At 62.8% G+C, this 18,026-nt stretch carries 12 protein-coding genes and 5 pseudogenes; 8 read left to right on the forward strand and 9 right to left on the reverse strand.

Annotated features, from left to right (window positions below; translation table 11 throughout):
- The first annotated feature begins 205 nt into the window (after positions 1 to 205).
- The 3 genes and pseudogenes from istA (at position 206) to EI171_RS00360 (ending at position 5,311) form a co-directional block, all read left to right on the forward strand.
- Entirely contained in the window at positions 206 to 1,963 is a 1,758-nt protein-coding gene (istA, locus tag EI171_RS00350) for an IS21 family transposase (protein ID WP_161532270.1), read from the forward strand.
- 4 nt (positions 1,964 to 1,967) lie between these two features.
- Positions 1,968 to 2,735: an IS21-like element IS1631 family helper ATPase IstB gene (gene istB, locus EI171_RS00355; protein WP_038952109.1), complete on the forward strand. Its 768-nt coding sequence runs from the start codon at positions 1,968 to 1,970 to the stop codon at positions 2,733 to 2,735.
- A 511-nt stretch (positions 2,736 to 3,246) separates the two neighbouring features.
- A pseudogene (locus EI171_RS00360) lies at positions 3,247 to 5,311 on the forward strand (recombinase family protein).
- A gap of 8 nt (positions 5,312 to 5,319) precedes the next feature.
- Here EI171_RS00360 and EI171_RS00365 read toward each other — a convergent pair.
- Together EI171_RS00365 and EI171_RS00370 are read right to left on the reverse strand one after the other, a co-directional pair.
- Positions 5,320 to 5,430: pseudogene (locus EI171_RS00365) on the reverse strand (integrase core domain-containing protein); the annotation flags it as partial.
- Positions 5,431 to 5,670: 240 nt separating this feature from the next.
- Positions 5,671 to 6,792 (reverse strand): IS630 family transposase, encoded by a 1,122-nt coding sequence (locus tag EI171_RS00370; RefSeq protein ID WP_161532241.1) that lies wholly within the window; start codon positions 6,790 to 6,792, stop codon positions 5,671 to 5,673.
- Positions 6,793 to 6,830: 38 nt separating this feature from the next.
- On the opposite strand from EI171_RS00370, the gene EI171_RS00375 reads away from it, so the two are divergent.
- Positions 6,831 to 7,112: a LexA family transcriptional regulator gene (locus EI171_RS00375; protein ID WP_126262178.1), complete on the forward strand. Its 282-nt coding sequence runs from the start codon at positions 6,831 to 6,833 to the stop codon at positions 7,110 to 7,112.
- Between the two features lie 16 nt (positions 7,113 to 7,128).
- Entirely contained in the window at positions 7,129 to 8,001 is an 873-nt protein-coding gene (locus EI171_RS00380; RefSeq protein WP_246740243.1) for an IS110 family transposase, read from the forward strand.
- A 174-nt stretch (positions 8,002 to 8,175) separates the two neighbouring features.
- On the opposite strand, the gene EI171_RS45285 is transcribed toward EI171_RS00380, so the two are convergent.
- From EI171_RS45285 to EI171_RS46570, 3 genes and pseudogenes are all read right to left on the reverse strand, one after another.
- Positions 8,176 to 8,346: a transposase gene (locus EI171_RS45285; protein WP_246740244.1), complete on the reverse strand. Its 171-nt coding sequence runs from the start codon at positions 8,344 to 8,346 to the stop codon at positions 8,176 to 8,178.
- Positions 8,320 to 8,985: pseudogene (locus EI171_RS00385) on the reverse strand (DDE-type integrase/transposase/recombinase); the annotation flags it as partial. The gene EI171_RS45285 and the pseudogene EI171_RS00385, both read right to left, overlap by 27 nt.
- The gene (locus EI171_RS46570; protein ID WP_371740238.1) at positions 8,913 to 9,344 is read right to left on the reverse strand and encodes a transposase; all 432 of its coding nucleotides are present in this window, start codon (positions 9,342 to 9,344) and stop codon (positions 8,913 to 8,915) included. The gene EI171_RS46570 and the pseudogene EI171_RS00385, both read right to left, overlap by 73 nt.
- Here EI171_RS46570 and EI171_RS00390 point away from each other — a divergent pair.
- A protein-coding gene (locus tag EI171_RS00390; protein WP_086023025.1) for an IS3-like element ISRj2 family transposase occupies positions 9,308 to 10,437 on the forward strand; the annotation gives its coding sequence in 2 pieces (ribosomal slippage) (positions 9,308 to 9,560 and positions 9,560 to 10,437; 1,131 coding nt in all). The two genes, EI171_RS46570 and EI171_RS00390, sit on opposite strands and share 37 nt — an antisense overlap.
- Positions 10,438 to 10,581: 144 nt before the next feature.
- Positions 10,582 to 10,738, forward strand: a pseudogene (locus EI171_RS00395) (IS5/IS1182 family transposase); the annotation flags it as partial.
- Between the two features lie 389 nt (positions 10,739 to 11,127).
- Here the strand turns inward: EI171_RS00395 and htpG are convergent.
- Entirely contained in the window at positions 11,128 to 13,005 is a 1,878-nt protein-coding gene (htpG, locus tag EI171_RS00400) for a molecular chaperone HtpG (protein ID WP_161532271.1), read from the reverse strand.
- Between the two features lie 336 nt (positions 13,006 to 13,341).
- Between htpG and EI171_RS00405 the strand changes: the two are divergent.
- Positions 13,342 to 13,926, forward strand: a pseudogene (locus tag EI171_RS00405) (ACT domain-containing protein); the annotation flags it as partial.
- Positions 13,927 to 13,939: 13 nt separating this feature from the next.
- On the opposite strand, the gene EI171_RS00410 reads toward EI171_RS00405, so the two are convergent.
- The 3 genes from EI171_RS00410 to EI171_RS00420 all read right to left on the reverse strand — a co-directional run bounded on the left by EI171_RS00410 (position 13,940) and on the right by EI171_RS00420 (position 17,936).
- On the reverse strand, positions 13,940 to 15,886 hold the full coding sequence (locus tag EI171_RS00410; protein WP_161532272.1) for a glycosyltransferase: 1,947 nt from the start codon (positions 15,884 to 15,886) through the stop codon (positions 13,940 to 13,942).
- Complete coding sequence (locus EI171_RS00415) at positions 15,883 to 17,253, reverse strand: HlyD family secretion protein (RefSeq protein ID WP_246740219.1); 1,371 nt, start codon at positions 17,251 to 17,253, stop codon at positions 15,883 to 15,885. Before EI171_RS00415 ends, EI171_RS00410 begins: the two co-directional genes overlap by 4 nt.
- Positions 17,254 to 17,759: 506 nt before the next feature.
- Positions 17,760 to 17,936 carry a hypothetical protein gene (locus tag EI171_RS00420; RefSeq protein WP_161532273.1) on the reverse strand — a complete coding sequence of 59 codons (177 nt, stop codon included), beginning with the start codon at positions 17,934 to 17,936 and terminating at the stop codon, positions 17,760 to 17,762.
- Between the last annotated feature and the right edge of the window lie 90 nt (positions 17,937 to 18,026).

Consider the following 18,026-nt stretch of genomic DNA (forward strand, 5'->3'; position numbering starts at 1 on the left):
CATCATCCCTGGTTTGGTCGCCGAGTTTGCGTTCATGGAAGGGTCGAGAAGGCTGATGATGTCGCTTTCCGCTGCTCTCTAGATGGATCGCAAGCGGACCCCGTGGGTCGGTCAAAATCCCCCGGGTATGGTCACTTGAAACTCCCCCACCTGATGATCGCCGTCAGCGCCGCTGAACAGCAGTAGCCGGTCAGGCAGGACGTTTATGTTCGACCCCTTTAGCCAGCAAGGGGCCGGGGAGTTGAACGTCTTGAAGCGACATCTGCAAAGCACGGTATTTACATTACTTGATCGCAACGCCAGCCAGCGCGAGATCCACAGGCTGACGGGGGTCGATCGCAAGACGATCCGGCGTTACCGGGCGCTGCGGGCTGGTGCGGAGGCAAATTCCCCCGGGGAAGTGACCACCGGCACGGTGAGCGCGGACGACCAAATTCCCCCACCCCGACCACCGGCTTTTGGGGTGTCGGAAGCGACAGCCGCCTGCAGCCTGGCCCGCTCGGCCTGCGAACCGCATCGGGCATGGATCGAAGAACAGGTCCGCCTGAAGCGGAATGCGCAGGCGATTTACCAGGACCTGGTCGATCGATTTGGCTTTCCGTCCAGCTATCAGAGCGTCAAGCGGTTTGTGCGCACGTTGCGACACAGCGATCCCGAGCAGTTTGATCGACTTGAGTTCCTGCCTGGCGAGGAGGCCCAGGTCGACTATGGCGAGGGCGCTCTGACGATTGATCCCAGGAGCGGCCGGTACCGCCGTCCCCGCCTGTTTGTGATGACGCTGCGCTACTCGCGGCGCAGCTTCCGGCGGGTGGTCTGGAAGTCCAGCCAACACGTCTGGGCGCAGCTCCACGAAGAGGCGTTCCGGTATTTTGGCGGGGTCCCCAGCTATGTCGTGCTCGACAATCTGAAGGAAGGCGTCCTCAAGCCGGATTTGTACGAGCCCGAGCTCAACCCGATTTACAGCGCGATGCTGGCTCATTACGCCGTGGTCGCCGATCCCGCGCGGGTGGCCGATCCCAATCGGAAAGGCTGCGTCGAGAGTGCGATTCAACATACCCAGGGCACCGCGCTGGCCGGACGGCGCTTCGAGACACTGGAAGCCCAGAACGAGTTCCTGAGGCACTGGGAGGAGAATTGGGCCTCCAAGCGCATCCACGGCAGCACGCGCCGTCAGGTCGAGGCGATGTTCCAGGAAGAGAAGCCGCACCTGCGGCCGCTGCCTGTCGCTCCCTTCCGCATCTTCACCGAAGTCGTCCGGACTGTCTGCGACGACACCACCGTACGCGTCGACAACAGCTATTACGCCGCGCGGCCCGCGCCGATCGGCAGTCAGGTCGTGGTGCGGATCTACGCCTCCACGATCGAGATCCGTGATCGCCACACCCGTGCGCTGCTGCGTGTTCATTCCCGGATGACGCACCCCGGTTCTGTTGTCCTGCCGACCAGCGAACGGCCGTTCAATCCGTCGCGGCAAACCGCCGTGCTGCTGGCGAGCGCCGAGCGCATCGGGCCGCAGACCAGGGCGCTATGCCAGCAAGTGTTCGACACCGAGGGGCGCCCCGGACAGCGCGCGATGTGGGGCATTGTCGGGCTGGGCCGGAAGTATCCGGCGCGGCTGGTCGAGCAGGCCTGCGCGCACGCCATCGACAACCGCATCTACCGCTACAAGCACGTGCGTGCGACCGTCGAGCGGTTGTTCGAACAGGCGATTGAGCAGGTTGGAGTGACGCCACAGCCGGCATCGCCGCTCACCCAGGATCATCCGCTGATCCGTACCCCCGCGGAATACGGCGACCTCTTCAGCCGCGCTGTGCGGCGCGACGCCGACGATAATGGTCGGCAGGCCGAGGCTCACGACGATCACGCCACGGCAATCCGCGCTCGTGTCGCCTGCGCAACCCCGGCCAGCTCCGGCGCCACGAGCGCTCCCGCTGCACCTTCTCACCTTAAACTGGAGACCTAGCCACATGATGACCATGCCGGAAATTGAGCGTTGCCTACGACAGCTGCGCCTGTCGGGTGTCCGCGACACGCTGCAGACGCGCGTGCTCCAGGCGCAGGGCGCCAACCAGCCCTTCCTCGAGACCTTCTCCCTTATCCTGCAGGATGAACTGGACCGTCGTCAGTCCCGTCTTATCGAGCGGCGATACCAGCAATCCGGGCTCGACGAAAAGCTGACGCTCGCCGAGTTCGACTGGTCCTTCAATCCCAAACTGCCACGTCAGACCTGCTTCCAGCTCCACACCCTGGCGTTCATTGCCGCTGGCGAGAACGCTCTGCTTGTCGGCAAACCTGGCACCGGGAAGTCGCACATCGCCAAGGCGATTGCCTATCAGGCGATCCTGCAAAGCCACAAGGTCCAGTATCTTGAGACCGACGACTTCTTCCACCGCTACGCCCTGAACTCTCCGGCACAACGCGAGGTCCGGCTGCGAACCATCATCGACTGCGATCTCCTCGTGCTGGACGATCTATTCCTCGCACGCGCCATCCCCGACGACGCCGGCACTTTGCTGCAGACCCTGATCCATCAGCGCTACAAACTGCGCCGCAGCGTCATCGTCACCTCCAATCGCGTCGTGCAGGATTGGGGGGCATACCTTGGGGACAACACTATGAGCACGACGATCCTCGATCGCCTTATGCATCATTGCCATCTGCTTGAGTTCGACGGACGCAGCTATCGGCTCAAAGAAGCCGCTGAAGCTCTTGCCCGGGAAACAAACTCAAACTAACAGTCCCTTGTCCTGCCTCGCGGGTGGAGGAATTTGACTGACCACACCCGGAGGAATTTGAAGTGACCCGCGGGGGCGGATCGATGGTTGGAGGTTCCAGCATGGATGTTCGATCGGGCAGCATGCCCTGACGCTGAGCTTTTGACAGCTCAGCCGTTTGTCAGCATTGACGCACTTGCGGCACTCTCTGCGCTTCTCGATCTGGCGTTGAAGGATCGAACGCCATCAGCTGCCTTGCTTTCTGGCGCATCCAGAGCCTCTCACGACCAGAATCGGGGAGAGACTCATGTCACGGACGGCAGTGCCAGGGAGCGGATACCGACACAATCGACCACCGCGGTCGCAGCATCAGATGGATCTGTTCGGGAGTGGCCTGTCGAACGGCGCGATCGGCGCGCCCACATGGCTGGATCTGCCAGCAGAAGCGCGGGCAGCGCTCACGAGCCTGATGACGCAGTTGATCCTCGACCATGCTGCGATACAGCGACGCCGCGCGCGAAGGAGGTCGATCATGATCTCTGACAAGGTCAGGCCTCATCATCTGGAGCGCAAGGCGATTCTTTACGTGCGTCAATCTTCAGCCCATCAGGTGTTGCACAATCGCGAGAGCAGCGCGCTGCAATACGCCATGCGAGACCGGCTGACGGCACTCGGGTGGTCTGAGATCGAAGTGATCGATGATGATCTCGGTCGTTCAGCCGCCGGCAGCATACAACGCGCCGGATTCGAGCGAATGGTGGCGGAGGTCTGTCTCGGCAAGGTTGGGGCGGTTTGCGCCCGCGAGGTCTCGCGCTTCGCCCGCAACAGCCGGGATTGGCAGCAACTCATCGAGATGTGCCGCGTGGTCGATACCGTTCTGGTCGATCAAGAGACCATCTATGCGCCAAGGCACGGCAACGACCGCCTGCTGCTCGGGCTCAAGGGCAGCCTCAACGAGTACGAGCTGGATCTGTTGCGCCAGCGCTCGCTCTCGGCCCGCTACGAGAAGGCGCGCCGGGGCGAGTTGGTTGTGACAGCGCCCGTCGGCTTCGTGAAGGCCGGCGACCGTTATGAGAAAGACCCGGATCGGCGTGTCCAGGAAGCGATCAAGCTGGTGTTCGACAAGGTCGAGGAACTTGGCAGCGCGCGACAGGCGCTCTGCTGGTTCCACGAGTACAATCTCGATCTGCCGGTGAAGCAGACCAACGGCGACACGGCCTGGCGGCGACCAAACTACTCTGCCATCCACCGGATCATTGAGAACCCGGTCTACGGTGGCGCCTACGCCTATGGTAAGACAGCTGTGGCGGCGGGATACAGCACCGCGGGCGTGAGCGTGAAGATCCGCCGCAAGGCGCGAAACGAATGGCTGACGCTGAAGCCCAACACTCACGAAGGGTATGTCAGCTGGGAGAAGTTCGAGGCGATTCGCACCATGGTCAGCAGCAATGTTCCCACCAGTCGGCATCACGGCGCGCCCAAGCATGGTGACGCGTTGCTGGCCGGTCTGATCCGCTGCAAGCGCTGCGGTCGCAAGCTCACAATCCGGTACTCCGGCATGGAAAACCATATCCCGCGCTACAGCTGCAACCGTGCCTGGATGGATAATGGCGGGGCCCACTGCATCGCCTTCGGCGGACTGCGCGTCGATGACGCCATCGAGGAATCGCTGCTTGGAGTCGTCGGTCCGGGCGCTGTCGCCGCCGCAACCGCTGCCGCCAAGGGAGCCAGGGAACGGCACGATCAGGCGCGCGATGCTCTCAGTCGCGACCTCGAAGCGGCGCGCTATGCCGCCGACAGGGCTTTCCGGCAATACGATGCCGCTGATCCCGCGAACCGGCTGGTGGCCAGTGAGCTGGAAGCCCGCTGGAACAGGGCACTCGCTCACGCGGCGGAGGTTGAGGCCAAGATCGCCATGCATGATGCGGCAACGCCCGCACCCCTTGCCGATCCAGTCTCGTTCGGCGTTCTGGCCTCGAACCTCAAAACGGTCTGGGATGCGCCGACGACGGATGTTCGCCTCAAGAAGCGCATTGTGCGCACCCTCATCCATGAGGTCGTGGCCGATATCGACGACGCGGCCTCGGAGATCGTTCTCATCGTCCATTGGGTGGGGGGCGCCCACAGCGAGTTGCGCTTGCCGAAGCGCCGGCGCGGACAGCGCAACAGCACCTCTGCCGATATCGTCCAGGCCGTGCGTCAACTGGTGCTGATTGCCAGCGACGATCTGATTGCCGGCCTCCTCAATCGCAACGGCCTCAAGACCGGTAACGGCAATCGCTGGACCCGCGAGCGCGTCACATCAATGCGCTCGAACTACCACATCCCGGTGTTCAAGCCTGCTGAGGACGGGATCGAGCCATGGGCTTGGCAACGCCGCAAAGCTCCCGAAGATCGCGCCTAAGACGCTCCGGCTGGCCGCTGAAGCCGGCGAGATCGAATCCATCCATCCTCTTCCGGATGGTCCTTGGATCTTCGCCCACACCTGGCTGATAACAACTGCTGCTCAATCTATCGCCGAACGAGCGCGACAGAACCCCAAATACCCCGCGGGATCGCATCCCGCTCAACAAAATCTCTTCTCTTCAATCACATAGCCAGATGGGTGTTCTGATGCGCAGTTGTAATCGGCCCGCCAACATCCAAGTGTGATGCGGGCTTGTGCCAGTGAGGTGAACAAAGTCTCGTTCAACAGCTCGTCGCGCATCCGGCCATTGATGGGGAAGACGGCCCCGCTCCCTCGGCGCCGGCGATATACTGGCGATGGACGAACCCGCTAACAGGAGCAATTCACCATGGAAATCGCGACAATTGGGTTGGATATTTCGAAGCACGTATTTCACATCCATGCAGTTGATGGCCAAGGCCAAGTGGCCGGTCGCCAACGCCTCCGGCGAGGCGAGATCGTGTCGTTCTTCTCCTCGCTCGCACCTTGCCTAGTGGTTCATCACAGTGATTATGACTCTTTGGCGGTGGCTGGATAGGCGCGGCCGAGTTTGGTGCGGGCTTTTTCTGTTGTGAACATCCATTTGATGCGGGCTCGGGTTTTATTCCGCCTCTTTTGCCATGCTGCGATCTCGTTTCGGAGCCTTTTGGGATCGTCGATGCGGCGGCCGAGACACTGACGCTGTAGCACGCTGATCTCGCACTCGACCATATTGAGCCAACTGGCGTGCTTCGGGGTGAAGTGGAATTCGAGGCGGCGCAGGATGCGCCGGGCCTCGGCGGGCGCGAAGGCCTCATACAGCGCCCCAGGCTTGTGGATCGACAAATTGTCCTGCACGACACGGATGCAGGCGGCGTCGGGATAATGGACGTCGACGAGATCACGCATGCAGTGGGCGTAGTCCACGGCGGCGCGGCGGTCGGTGACCTTGACGTTGCGCCAGCCCCGATGTGGATCGAAGGTGACGAAGAGATTGGCGGTGCCGTTGCGGCGATACTCGTAATCGTAGCGCTCGCGCTGTCCCGGTTGGGCCGGGACCGGCTGGCGCACCTCGCCGATCAGCTGGATGGGGGTCTCGTCGAAGCAGACCAGCGGCCGGGCGGGATTCTGCGTCTCGGCGTAGAGGTCGAGCACGTCCTCCATGCGGGCAACGTATTCGCCGTCGACATGGGGAATGCACCACATGTCCCTGCGCCACGGCTTGAGGTCGTTCTCGGCCAGCCGGCGACGCACGGTCTCGCCCGACAGGCTGTTGTGATCGGTGAGCTTGACCATCGTGTCGGCCAGCAGCGTCAGCGTCCAGCGTTTGCAGCCAGCGGGCGGCTTGGCGCATGCGGTCGCCACCAGCAGGGCTTCCTCCTTGCCGGTCAGCTTGCGCTCAGCGCCCGGACGCGGCTCCTCGCTCAGGGCCCGCTCCATATTGCCTTCCACGAAGCGGCGCCTGGTCCGGCCGACGGTGGAGAGGCTGACACTCACGGTCCGGGCAATCTCCTCGTCGCGGCAGCCTCCATCGGCCGCCAGCAAAATCTGCGCCCGCTTAAGCTTGCGGGCGGCGTGCTTGCCGCCGCCGAGCATCGCCGTCAGTTCGTCGCGCTCGGCTTGGCTCAATTCGACCCGATAACGTACATTCATGCTTTGCCTCCTTGTCGGAGGCCGGGACGAATCCAACGATGAGTCAAAAATCAGGCGCGCGCTTCACCGAGAAGCAGGGTTATTACCTGGCCTTCATCCATACCTACGCCCATATGTTCGGACGTCCCCCCGCCGAAGCCGACATCCAGCGCCACTTCCGCGTCAGCCCGCCTTCGGTCCATCAGATGATCGTCACCCTCGAACGAAACGGCTTCATCCGACGTCAACCCGGCGTCCCCAGAAGCATCGAAATCCTCGTGCCACCGGAAAGCTTGCCGATCCTCGAATGGCTCGGTATCAAAACGTCAAAATCACTGTGATGAACCACTAGTCGGCATTGAGGCCTGTGCGACTGCTCACCACTGGGCGCGGGAGATTTGGCAGTTTGGACACGATGTGAGATTGATCCCACCAGCCTATGTTAAACCCTACCTACGAAGAGGAGCCAAGAATGACGCCGCTGACGCGGCCGCGATCTGCGAAGCGGTCACCCGTCCCAATATGCGGTTCGTTCCAATCAAGAGCGTTGAGAACCAGGGCTTCTTGATGCTTCATCGTGCAAGAGGCTTGTTGGTCCGCCAACGAACCATGACAGCCTGCGCGATTCGGGCTCACTTTGCTGAGTTCGGAATCATTGTCGGGCAAGGCCGGCAACGGGTGGATGGTCTGGTGGACTTGTTGGATGACGAGGAACTGACGCTACCGGCCCACGCCCGCATCGCACTAGCCGTCCTTGTGAACCAACTGAAGGAATTGGACCGGCAGGTCGAGGCCATCGAGCGCGAGATAGCTCAGATCCAGCGAGTAAATCCGATGGCGAAGTTGCTGTCCACAATTCCCGGGATCGGTCCCATAACGGCCACGGCTCTCGCCGCGACCGTACCGGACGCAACAATGTTCCGCTCCGGGCGGGAGTTCGCGGCCTGGCTTGGCCTGACGCCTAAGCAGAATTCCACCGGCGGGAAGGATCGGCTCGGCCGGATTACGAAACAGGGCGATTCCTATCTCAGGCACTTGCTTGTCATCGGGGCACGTAACGTCGTTCGGTACCCAAAGGCTCGCTCCCGGGTTGGAGGCGGCTGGATCGAAGCCCTGCTTGAACGGCGTCGGCCGATGGTCGTCGCCATCGCCGTTGCCAACAAGTTGGCCCGGATCGTCTGGGCGATGATGACGACCGGGGAATTCTATCGGCCTAAGCTTGCGGCCTGACTTTCCGCGTATGTTGGCCACCTTATGGTGTGAGGGCAAATGACAGCATGATGGACACCGGCGGAGCTGGGGATCGAGCAAGCCCGAAGAGCTTTAAGCGCAACAAGCGCGACCCGTTGATGAGGCCTCGATCCGCGATCTCCATCAGGGCCAGCGGCCATGGCATCGGTCGCACTAACAGGCCGGATACATGAACGCACCCGACCGGAATCCAAAGTGCTGCTGAAATCCCTTGCATCCGCGGGGCCGTCTATACATGAAGCTCTCGATGAAGGCGTTCTGCATGGGTTTGCCCGGCGCGATGTAGTGCCATTCGACACGGCTCTGGTCGGCCCATACCAGGATGGCGTTGCTGGTGAGTTCGCTGCCGTTGTCGCTCACCACCATCCTGGGCTTGCCGCGCTCGATCATCAGCCGGTCCAATTCCCGCGCCACACGGACGCCGGAGAGCGAGGTATCGGCCACCAGCGCCAGGCACTCACGGGTACAATCATCGACGACGGTCAGGATGCGGAAGCGGCGGCCGTCGGTCAGCTGATCCGACACAAAGTCGAGCGACCACCGGTCGTTCGGCGTCATCGGAACCAGCATCGGCGCCCTGGTCCCGATCGCCCGCTTGCGGCCACCACGGCGGCGCACCGTCAGCTTCTCTTCCCGATAGAGCCGGAAGAGCTTTTTGTGGTTGATCAGATACCCCTCCCGCCTGAGCAGAACATGCAGCCGCCGATAGCCGAAGCGGCGGCGCTCCTGGGCGATCGCCCTCATGCGCTGGCGAAGGCTGGCGTCGTCAGCCTGGGTCGTCCGGTATCTCATGGTCATGCGGCAGCAGCCGATGGCTTTACACGCCCGCCGTTCGCTCATCCCGAATGCCTCGCCCAGATGGACGACAGCTTTCCGCTTCCCTGCGGGCGTCACCACTTCTTTCCCACAAGGTCCTTCAGCGCCGCATTGTCCAGCATGGCCTCGGCCAGGAGCCGCTTTAGCTTCGTGTTCTCGTCCTCTAGCGTTCTCAGCCGCTTGGCCTCGGAGACGTCCATCCCGCCGAACCTGGCCTTCCATTTGTAGATGCTGGCGTCGCTGACGCCGTGCTTGCGGCACAGATCGGCCACCGAAACCCCGGCCTCGTGCTCCTTCAAGATCCCGATGATCTGCTCTTCCGTAAAACGATTGCGCTTCATGCTCTGGTCCTCGTCTTGGGCCAGAGCGAACTTCAAACTGAGAGCTGGCCCCGCAAATTCGGACAGTAGCTTGAGTGGATTTTCTGCCTGACAGCGGCGAGGATTCTTGCTGCGAATCAGGAGCGAAGATGACGAAGAAGAGCCGCCGGACGCATTCTCCGGCATTCAAGGCGAAGGTTGCTTTGGCTGCGGTCAAAGGCGACAAGACCCTGGCGGAGCTGGCGCAACTGTTTGATGTTCATCCGAACCAGATCACGATCTGGAAAAACCAGCTCCTGGAAGGCGCCGCCGGCGTGTTTGGGCATGACAAGACATCGGCCGAGACGCCGGTCGATTTGAAGGCGTTACATGCCAAGATCGGCGAGCTGGCGTTGGAAAACGATTTTTTGTCCGGCGCGCTCACCAAGGCGGGCCTGCTGAGCGCAAAGCGATGATCGACCGCGGTCATGATCTTTCTATCGTGCGCCAGGCGAAGGTCCTGAAGCTGGCTCGCAGCACGGTCTACTATGAACCTCGGCCAGTTTCGGCCGAGGACCTTGCCTTGATGCGTCGGCTCGATGAGCTGCATCTCGATTATCCCTTCGCGGGAGCGCGTATGCTACGATCGTTGCTGCGGCGGGAGGGGGTATACGCCGGTCGCCGCCACATCGCGACGCTGATGAAGCGCATGGGGATCGAGGCGGTCTATCGTCGCCCGAACACGAGCAAGCCGGCTCCGGGTCACAAGATCTACCCGTACCTGTTGCGCGGATTGAAGATCGAGCGGCCCGACCATGCGTGGGCAATGGACATCACCTACATTCCGATGCGGCGTGGCTTCGTCTATCTCGCGGCGGTCGTCGATGTGTTCAGCCGACGGGTCCTGGCCCATCGCGTCTCGATCACAATGGAGGCGGCCTTCTGCGTCGAAGCGGTCCAGGAGGCGTTGGCGAAGCACGGCAGGCCCGAGATTTTCAACACGGATCAGGGCAGCCAGTTCACCAGCCTCGAGTTCACCGATGTGCTGCTGGACGCGAAGATCGCCATCAGCATGGACGGCAAGGGCGCCTGGCGCGACAACGTGTTTGTCGAGCGGCTCTGGCGCACGGTCAAATACGAAGAAGTTTATCTCCGCGCCTACGACAGCGTGTCCGAGGCGCGAGCGTCAATTGCCAAGTATCTGGCCTTCTACAATCAGGGACGCCCTCACTCGAGCCTTGACGGGCGCACGCCCGACGAGGCTTACTTCGGCACGCAAGCTATGGTGATGGCCGCATGACCGTCGCCGACGATTTTGTCGTCGCTCTGGTCGGGCTACGCCCTCCCGACGCAACGACAAAATCGTAAAGCCCCGCGTTCAGCATAACCCGGCAGGAATCCACTTAAATCCAGCGGGGCGCTGTCCAAACAACCGGGGCCAGCTCTGCTGTTCGCGCAGCTCAAGCGCATTCTCAAGCTCGATCGCCTGCGACTGAGGGGGCCCGAACGGCGCGCGTGACGAGTTCACCCTCGCAGCCACCACTCAGAACCTTCGTAAGATGGCCAGGCTGATCCCGATGCAAATCCCCAGGCCCGCATAGCGGTGGACCAAGCGCTAGGCCGCTTCGGAGCTGGCGCCAATACATCGGATTACCGTCGCCGTTTTCAACGAAATCGACCCGAAACGGTCTTCGGCCATGCCGGACAGCGGCTCAACTTACTGCTATAAGCGTTGAGCTTCCTAAGATGCTGTCAAAACGGGCAACTTGCCTGAGCGCAGCCGAGACCTGCGGTCAATTGCCCAACGACGTCATCTGAATGCCGCACTGTCTGACATTTACCGTATTCCTCCGGCGGCGGCCGTCTTGTGAAGTTCGAGCGTCTTTCTGAGGATGTGACCTTATGTATGGTCCGGCCGTGTGTTGCGAGAAGATTCGTCGAATTGGCGGCGGCGGTCTTGCATCTATCCACCCGGAGGCACGTGTCTGGGCTACCTACCGAGCCCCTGCAGCACCAGCCGGTTCAGCCTTGCTGCAAAGGCCGTCGCGTGCTCCGGCAGTTCGCCGTCCAGGATCTGCGCCTGTTCGAGCAGAAGCAGGCTGAGGTCGTCGACGGCCTTGGAGCCGGCCTCTGCCCTGGTAATCGCCGCCACCATCGGATGGCGCAGGTTGATCTCGAGGATCGGCTTGGTGCGCATGCCGCGGTTCTGCTGCGACAGAATGCGCTCCAGTTCGCGACTCGGGCCGTCAGTGCCTGCGACGAGGCAGGAGGCGGAGCTGGTGAGGCGCGTGGAAGCCTTGACGTCACTGACGCGCTCGCCGAGCGCGGCCTTGATCAAGGCGATGGTGGCCGCTTCATCGGCGGCCGGCTCGTCCTCCTTCGCCTCGTCCGTTTCGTCGACGCGCGGGATCAGGTCGAGATTGAGGTCGCCCTGGCTCAAGGACTTCAGCGGCTTGCCCTCGAACTCCGATGGCATCGAGGTCCAGAACGCGTCGACGGGATCGGACAGCAACAGCACCTCGATGCCGCGCGCGGTGGCGGCCTCCAGCCGCGGATTGGATTTCAGTCGCTCGATGCTGTCACCGACGAGATAATAGATCTCGGTCTGGTTCGGCTTGAAATCGGCGATAATCTGCTTGAGCGAGCGCTTCTCGCCTGACGTGGTAGTGAAGCGCGACAGCGCCAGCAGCTTTTCGCGACGCTCGAAATCCTCGTAGATGCCTTCTTTCAGCACCGCGCCAAAAGCATCCCAGATCTTGGCAAAATTCTCCGGGTCCTTCTCGGCGAGGCTTTCGAGCTCGGACACGACGCGGGTCGCCACGGCTTTGCGGATCTGCGCGAGCTGCGGATTGTTCTGGAGCATCTCGCGGGAGATGTTGAGCGGGAGATCCTCGCTGTCGACGACGCCGCGGATGAAGCGCAGATAGCCCGGCAGCAGATCGGCATCATCGGTGATGAAGACGCGGCGGACGTAGAGTTTGACGCGGCCCTTGCGATTCGGCTCGAACAGGTCGAACGGCTTCGTCGACGGTGCGAACAGCAGCACGGCGTAGGAGTGGCGGCCCTCGGCGCGGTAGTGCAGCGTGATCGCGGGATCGCCGAAGGCGGAAGCGATCTGCTGATAGGCCTTTTTGTAGTCGTCTGCCGTCAGCTCGGATTTCGAGCGCTGCCACAGCGCGCTTGCCGAATTGATCTGGCGCGGCTCGCCCTCACCGGGCACAAGCTCGATGGGAAACAGGATGCTGTCGGAATAGGCACCGACGATGCGCTCGATCTCGTAGGTCTCGAGATACTTCTTCGCGTCGTCCTTCAGGTGCAGGACGATCTCGGTGCCGCGCGCCACGCGCGCTGCGTCCTCGTCGCTGGCGCGGGCGATCTCGAATCCGGAGCCGCCGGAGGACGTCCAGGTCCAGACGTCACTCTCGCCGGCGCGGCGGCTGATCACGACGATCTTCTCGGCGACCATGAAGGCAGAATAGAAGCCAACACCGAACTGGCCGATCAGGCCGAGGCCGTCCTTGGCCTCCTTCAGCTTCGACACGAACGCCTTGGTGCCGGAGCGGGCGATGGTACCGAGATGGTCGACCAGCTCCTGCCGCTCCATGCCGATGCCGTTGTCGGCGATCGTCAGCGTATTCGCCGGCTTATTCGGAATGATACGGACCTTCAGCGCCTCGCCCTTGCCAAGTAATGAAGGGATCGCGATAGCCTCATAGCGGAGCCTGTCGCAGGCATCCGACGCGTTCGAAAGAAGCTCGCGCAGGAAGATGTCGGTCTCCGAATAGACGGAGTGCACCATCAGGTGCAACAGCTCGGACACCTCGGCTTGAAAGGGCTGCGTATGCACAGCCGTATCTGACGTCGTCATGCATTCACCGGATCACAATTGGGTAAGGGGAAACCCGGATATAGCGCAGAAATACGATGGATCAAGAGTCGTGATGGGACTGTTGACCTTTCCCGCCTGTGGCTGGAGGTCGGCCGAGGCCCACTGAAGGGCGCAAGCGGGAGGCTCCGCGCGGCCACAACGAGCCGTCGACCACAGAAGTTCCGACGTGGCCCTTGAGGAAATGTCCCTGAAAGTCCGTGGTCCCCGTTCCCGCGACCGAGTGCTTCGGAATAACCGTCGCCTGCGAAGCTATGAGGCGTGGCGACCATGAGGCCATCGCCACGAACGCACGATCCGCAATCGATACGCTGTCCTATCCGCGCCGTCACCGAGCTCACGATCCTGGCGACCGACCATCCCTGGCTGCTGTCGATCATCGCCTGCGCCTCGGCTGGCGCCAACATCGTCGACGCGCAGATCTACACCACGACCGACGGCCGCGCGCTCGACACCATCTCGATCTCGCGCGAATACGACCGTGACGATGACGAAGGCCGCCGCGCGACGCGGATCGGCGAGATGATCGAGCAGGTGCTGGAAGGCAAGCTCAGGCTGCCCGAGGCGGTGGCCAAGCGCGCGGTGCGCAGCAAGGCGCGGCCGTTCGTCGTCGAGCCCGAAGTGACCGTCAACAACCAGTGGTCCGACCGCTACACCGTGATCGAGGTCTCCGGCCTCGACCGGCCCGGCCTGCTCTACCAGCTGACGACCGCGATCTCGAAGCTCAACCTCAACATCGCCTCGGCGCACGTCGCGACCTTCGGCGAGCGCGCCCGCGACGTGTTCTATGTCACCGACCTGCTCGGCGCCCAGATCACCGCGCCGACCCGGCAGGCCGCGATCAAGAGCGGGCTACTGCATCTGTTGTCGAGCGAGGACCAGGCGGCGAAGCCGGCAGCATGACGCTCCGCCCGCTCTAGCCGAACAGCCGCATCAGCAACGCCTTGCCGACCGGCGCCGCGCGCACGCCGTGGAAGGCGCGGACATATTCGCCGGCATAGAACGCGCGCACGACATTGATCCGCGTCGCAACCGCGTCCTCGAAGCGGACGCCGAAGCCGTCGCGGCTGCGGCGGACCACGGTCGCGGTCACGCTCTGGCCGTAGACATTGCACTTGATCAAGGCGCCGATGGCGGGCGGGGCGGGATCGATGAAGCGCGCGCCCGAAATCGAGATGTCGGCCATCCGCAGCAGCCGCGGTTCGGCGCCTTCGTGAACCAGGATCGGCTCGTCGCGCTCGAAACGCTCGGCCTTGCGGCGCCGCGGCTGCTCGATGCAGATGAAGCACACGATCGCGAGCACGACGCAATTGTACAGGCTCCAGGCCAGTGCCAGTCCGCCATAGGCGATGTTTTCGCCGCGCAGGTGCAGGATGAAGGCGTAGGCGATCGCCACCAGCGTAATCAGCAAGGCACCGCCATAGAGCCGCAGCAGCGGCCACTCGATGAAGCGGCGGTTGCGGTCGCCGCCCTTGGCGGTCACCTTGAATTTGTGGCCCTGCGGCTTGACGAGGCCGGTCACGACCGCCTTCATGACCGCCGGCGCCGCAATGTATTGCGAGACGTCGGTCATGATCGCAAGCGAGCGGCCACGCGATATCCAGGCCATCGTGAAGGCGTGCCAGACATAGAACGGCAGGAAGTACGTCAGCAGCTCGAACAGGTCGGCATGGACCGCCTTGATGCCGAACAGCAGAAAGAGCCAGGGTACGACCAGGCCGAAAGTCTTGGTGCTATAGACCGCCGCCCAGCTCATGAAAGCGTCGACCAGCGACAGCCGGTCCATGAAGGCGAGCCTGGATTGCCGCGAGAACGGCCCGCTGCGGCCCCTGAAGATCTGCATGAAGCCGAGGCACCAGCGCCCGCGCTGGGTGATGTATTCCTTCAATCCCTCCGGCGCGAGGCCGATGGTCAGGCGCTCGTTCAGATAGACCGTGCGCAGACCCCTCTCCTTCAGCCGCAGCGTGACGAGATAGTCTTCCGTCACCGAATCGGTGGGGAAGCCGCCGATCTGCATCAGGCCGGAGAAACGGATCAGCGATGAGGTGCCGCAGCAGAACGCGGTGCCCCAGGCATCCTTGGCCGGCATCAGGATATCGAAGAAGAAGCGCTGCTCGTCGGGCCAGACGTCGGTCGCGGCGAGATTGGTCTGGATCGGATCCGGATTGATGAAGTGCTGCGGCGTCTGCACGACGCCGACCGTGCCGTCCTGCATCAGGCTGATCGCCCGGGTCAGGAAGTCCGGCATCGGGACAAAATCCGCATCGAGGATCGAGATGAACTCCGGCCGGTCCGGCAGAGCGGAGACGTGGTGGAGCCCATGATTGATGTTGCCGGCCTTGGCGTGCCGGTTGTCCGGACGGGTCAGGTAATTGCAGCCGAGCTCCTGGGCGAGCCGGCGCAACCAAAGCCGTCGCCCGTCGTCGAGCACCCAGACGCGATAGTTGGGATAGTTGAGTCCCGTCGCGCCGATGATGGTGCGCTCCAGGATCGCCTTCTCCTCATTGTAGGTGCAGATGAAGACGTCGACGAGCGGCGCATCCGTCGGGGCCCTGGATCGGCGCAAGATGGCATTGACCTCGGGCGAGCGGTCGATGGTTCGGCTGAGGAACAGCAGCGACAGGCACACCGCGATCATCGAAGCCGCCTCGGCCGCCACGAAGGGATAGCCGACCACCGCGTCGGCGGTGAGTCCCAGAGGCGGCAAGGTCTGGGTCACCCGCCAGACGAAGTAGTGCAGCAGCAGGACGAACGACATGCCGGTCATCATGATGCGGGCCAGCGTGTGCTCGCGCCGGAGCAGCGGCAGGATCGCAAGGCAGGCGCCGAAGGCAACCAGGCCGGGCGCGAATGCCGCCATCATGGCTTTGCCGCATCCGTGTTGAACACCACCCGTCCGGTGCGGCCGACCGCGCATTCCTTGCCCGTGCTGTCGAGCGCCGGCATCGAGACCGTCACCCGGTAGGGCTCCTTGTTCAGCGCATCCGGATTGATCGCAAGGTTCGCGGGCGCGCCCGATGCGCCGGTGAGATTGACGATCTCACCCTGGATCGTCGCGCTGCCGTCATTCGGCTCGAAGATCGCTTGCTCGCCGAGCCGGAGGCGGTTGTAGACGCCTTCGGTGACATTGGCGGTGACCACGGCGCCGCTGCAATCGAGCAGCTTGAGCAAGGGCTGACCGGCCCGGACATCCTCGCCGGGCGACGTCATCATCTCCCAGATGCGTCCGGCGACCGGCGCCTTAATGTCGGCTTCCGCCCGGTTGACGTAGTGGAACTGTTCGACTGCAATCTCGTGCGTGAGCCAGTCGATCTCGGCGTCGGCATGCGCCAGATCGGCGCGCAGATCGCTGGCGCGCTGGCGCATCTCCTCTTCGCGTTGCGCGGAGCTCGGCCGATCATTGTAGCTGTCGCCGAGATAAGTGCCGCTCCCGACAGCGGTGAGCTCAACCTTGGCGGCGTCGAGCCGGCGGCGGGCGCCGATCTCGGTCTGCTGGGCGATCGCCTGCTCGCGCGTCAGGCGGGCCATTTCGACCGTCGAGACGCTGCCCGATTTGATCAGTGACGAGGCCCGCTCGACGGCGGCCACTGCCTCCTCCCGTCGCGCGGCCGCGGCCTCGATCGCCGACTGGATTTCGGCAATGCGCGCCTGGAGCTGGAGGAGGCGACCGTCGCGGAACTGGGCCGCCTGGCGCGCAAGGTCCTGTTGCGCCGTCTCGGCGGCCGCAAGCTTGGCGGCGAAACTCGGGCGCTCATTTTCCATCCGGGACATCTGCCGCCGAAGATCGTCGAGCCGCACGCGATCGCCGCGCGCGTTGACGACATGAAGGATCGCATCGCCCTCATGGACCACGCTGAGTTGCCTCGAGCCTTGCGGCGGCTTCGCGCTCACGGTGCCGTCGATCGGCGAGCGCAACGTCACGATCCTGGCGTTGACCACGGCCTCGACGCTCGAGGTCTGCAGCACGGCCTTCAGCGGCAGCCATCCGAAGACGGCCACGATCGCAAGGCCAATGCCGACCTTGAGCAGGCGGCGAACCCACCGGCCCGAGCCTGCAGGTGCTTCGGGATGGGGAGCGCTATCGCTGACCGGCTCGCTCACCGGCTCGTCGTGCGCCGGCTGCAACCGATCCTGCAAATCGCGCTGCAATCCGCATGCGCCCGCGTCCTTATCCTTGGTGACGGAAACTTTGTCTTCAGGAGAGGGCTTCTGCTGCTGTGCCTGATTCATTGACCGGCCCCTGAATTGTCAGTGCGGGCGGGGTTCAGAAACCGTAATCCTGAACGGCCAATGTGCTTTTGGGGTGCCCCTTCGACATGGGAGCACCGTCCCACCGAACGGGGCCGTTATACGCTGGCCCATTGATGGCCACTGATGCTATCTTGCTTGGGTTTCTGAGGCCCAACCCTATGGTTGCACACAACCTATACGTTTGCAACAGTAATTTTCTACTCAGAATGCAACGAAACCCCGCGCGCTCGTAAAGCGGTTGCAAGGCTCGACGCTGACGGAAGACACGGTGAATTGGCGTGGGATCCGGACGCCGATCGGCGTCCCAAGTGCTTGATTGACTTCGCGCGTGCGGGGTCAATTCAGCGTCGATTCACAAACAGGCAGAGCGTTTGTCGTCTCCCTCACACCTGTGAGCGTGCCGCGCACGATACCACTTGCAGCGGCCGTTCTCGATTATCAGAAGCACCGAGTGAAGAAGCTCAAGAAGCCGGGCCGGAGGTAGCCTAGAAATGGCGCACGCGATTATCCGTGGAAAGAATGGTCGCCGATATGAAGTGGATTTTGACGACGCGCCGGTACGCGTCGAAGTTCATGCCAGTGAGGAGATCATCGATGATTTTTGTGGAGGCAGATTTTGAAGCGCACCCGGAAGAACGGCGACGTTTTGCGATAATCAGCATCCCCCGCCACCTGTTCAGCGAGGCCACGGGTCGGACTGCGCGACGCGCAGCGAAGGATCGTTAATGCCGCGGCCGCGCACTCTGTGGCGT

The sequence above is a fragment of the Bradyrhizobium sp. LCT2 genome (genome assembly GCF_009931255.1).
GTDB classification, from domain to species: domain Bacteria; phylum Pseudomonadota; class Alphaproteobacteria; order Rhizobiales; family Xanthobacteraceae; genus Bradyrhizobium; species Bradyrhizobium diazoefficiens.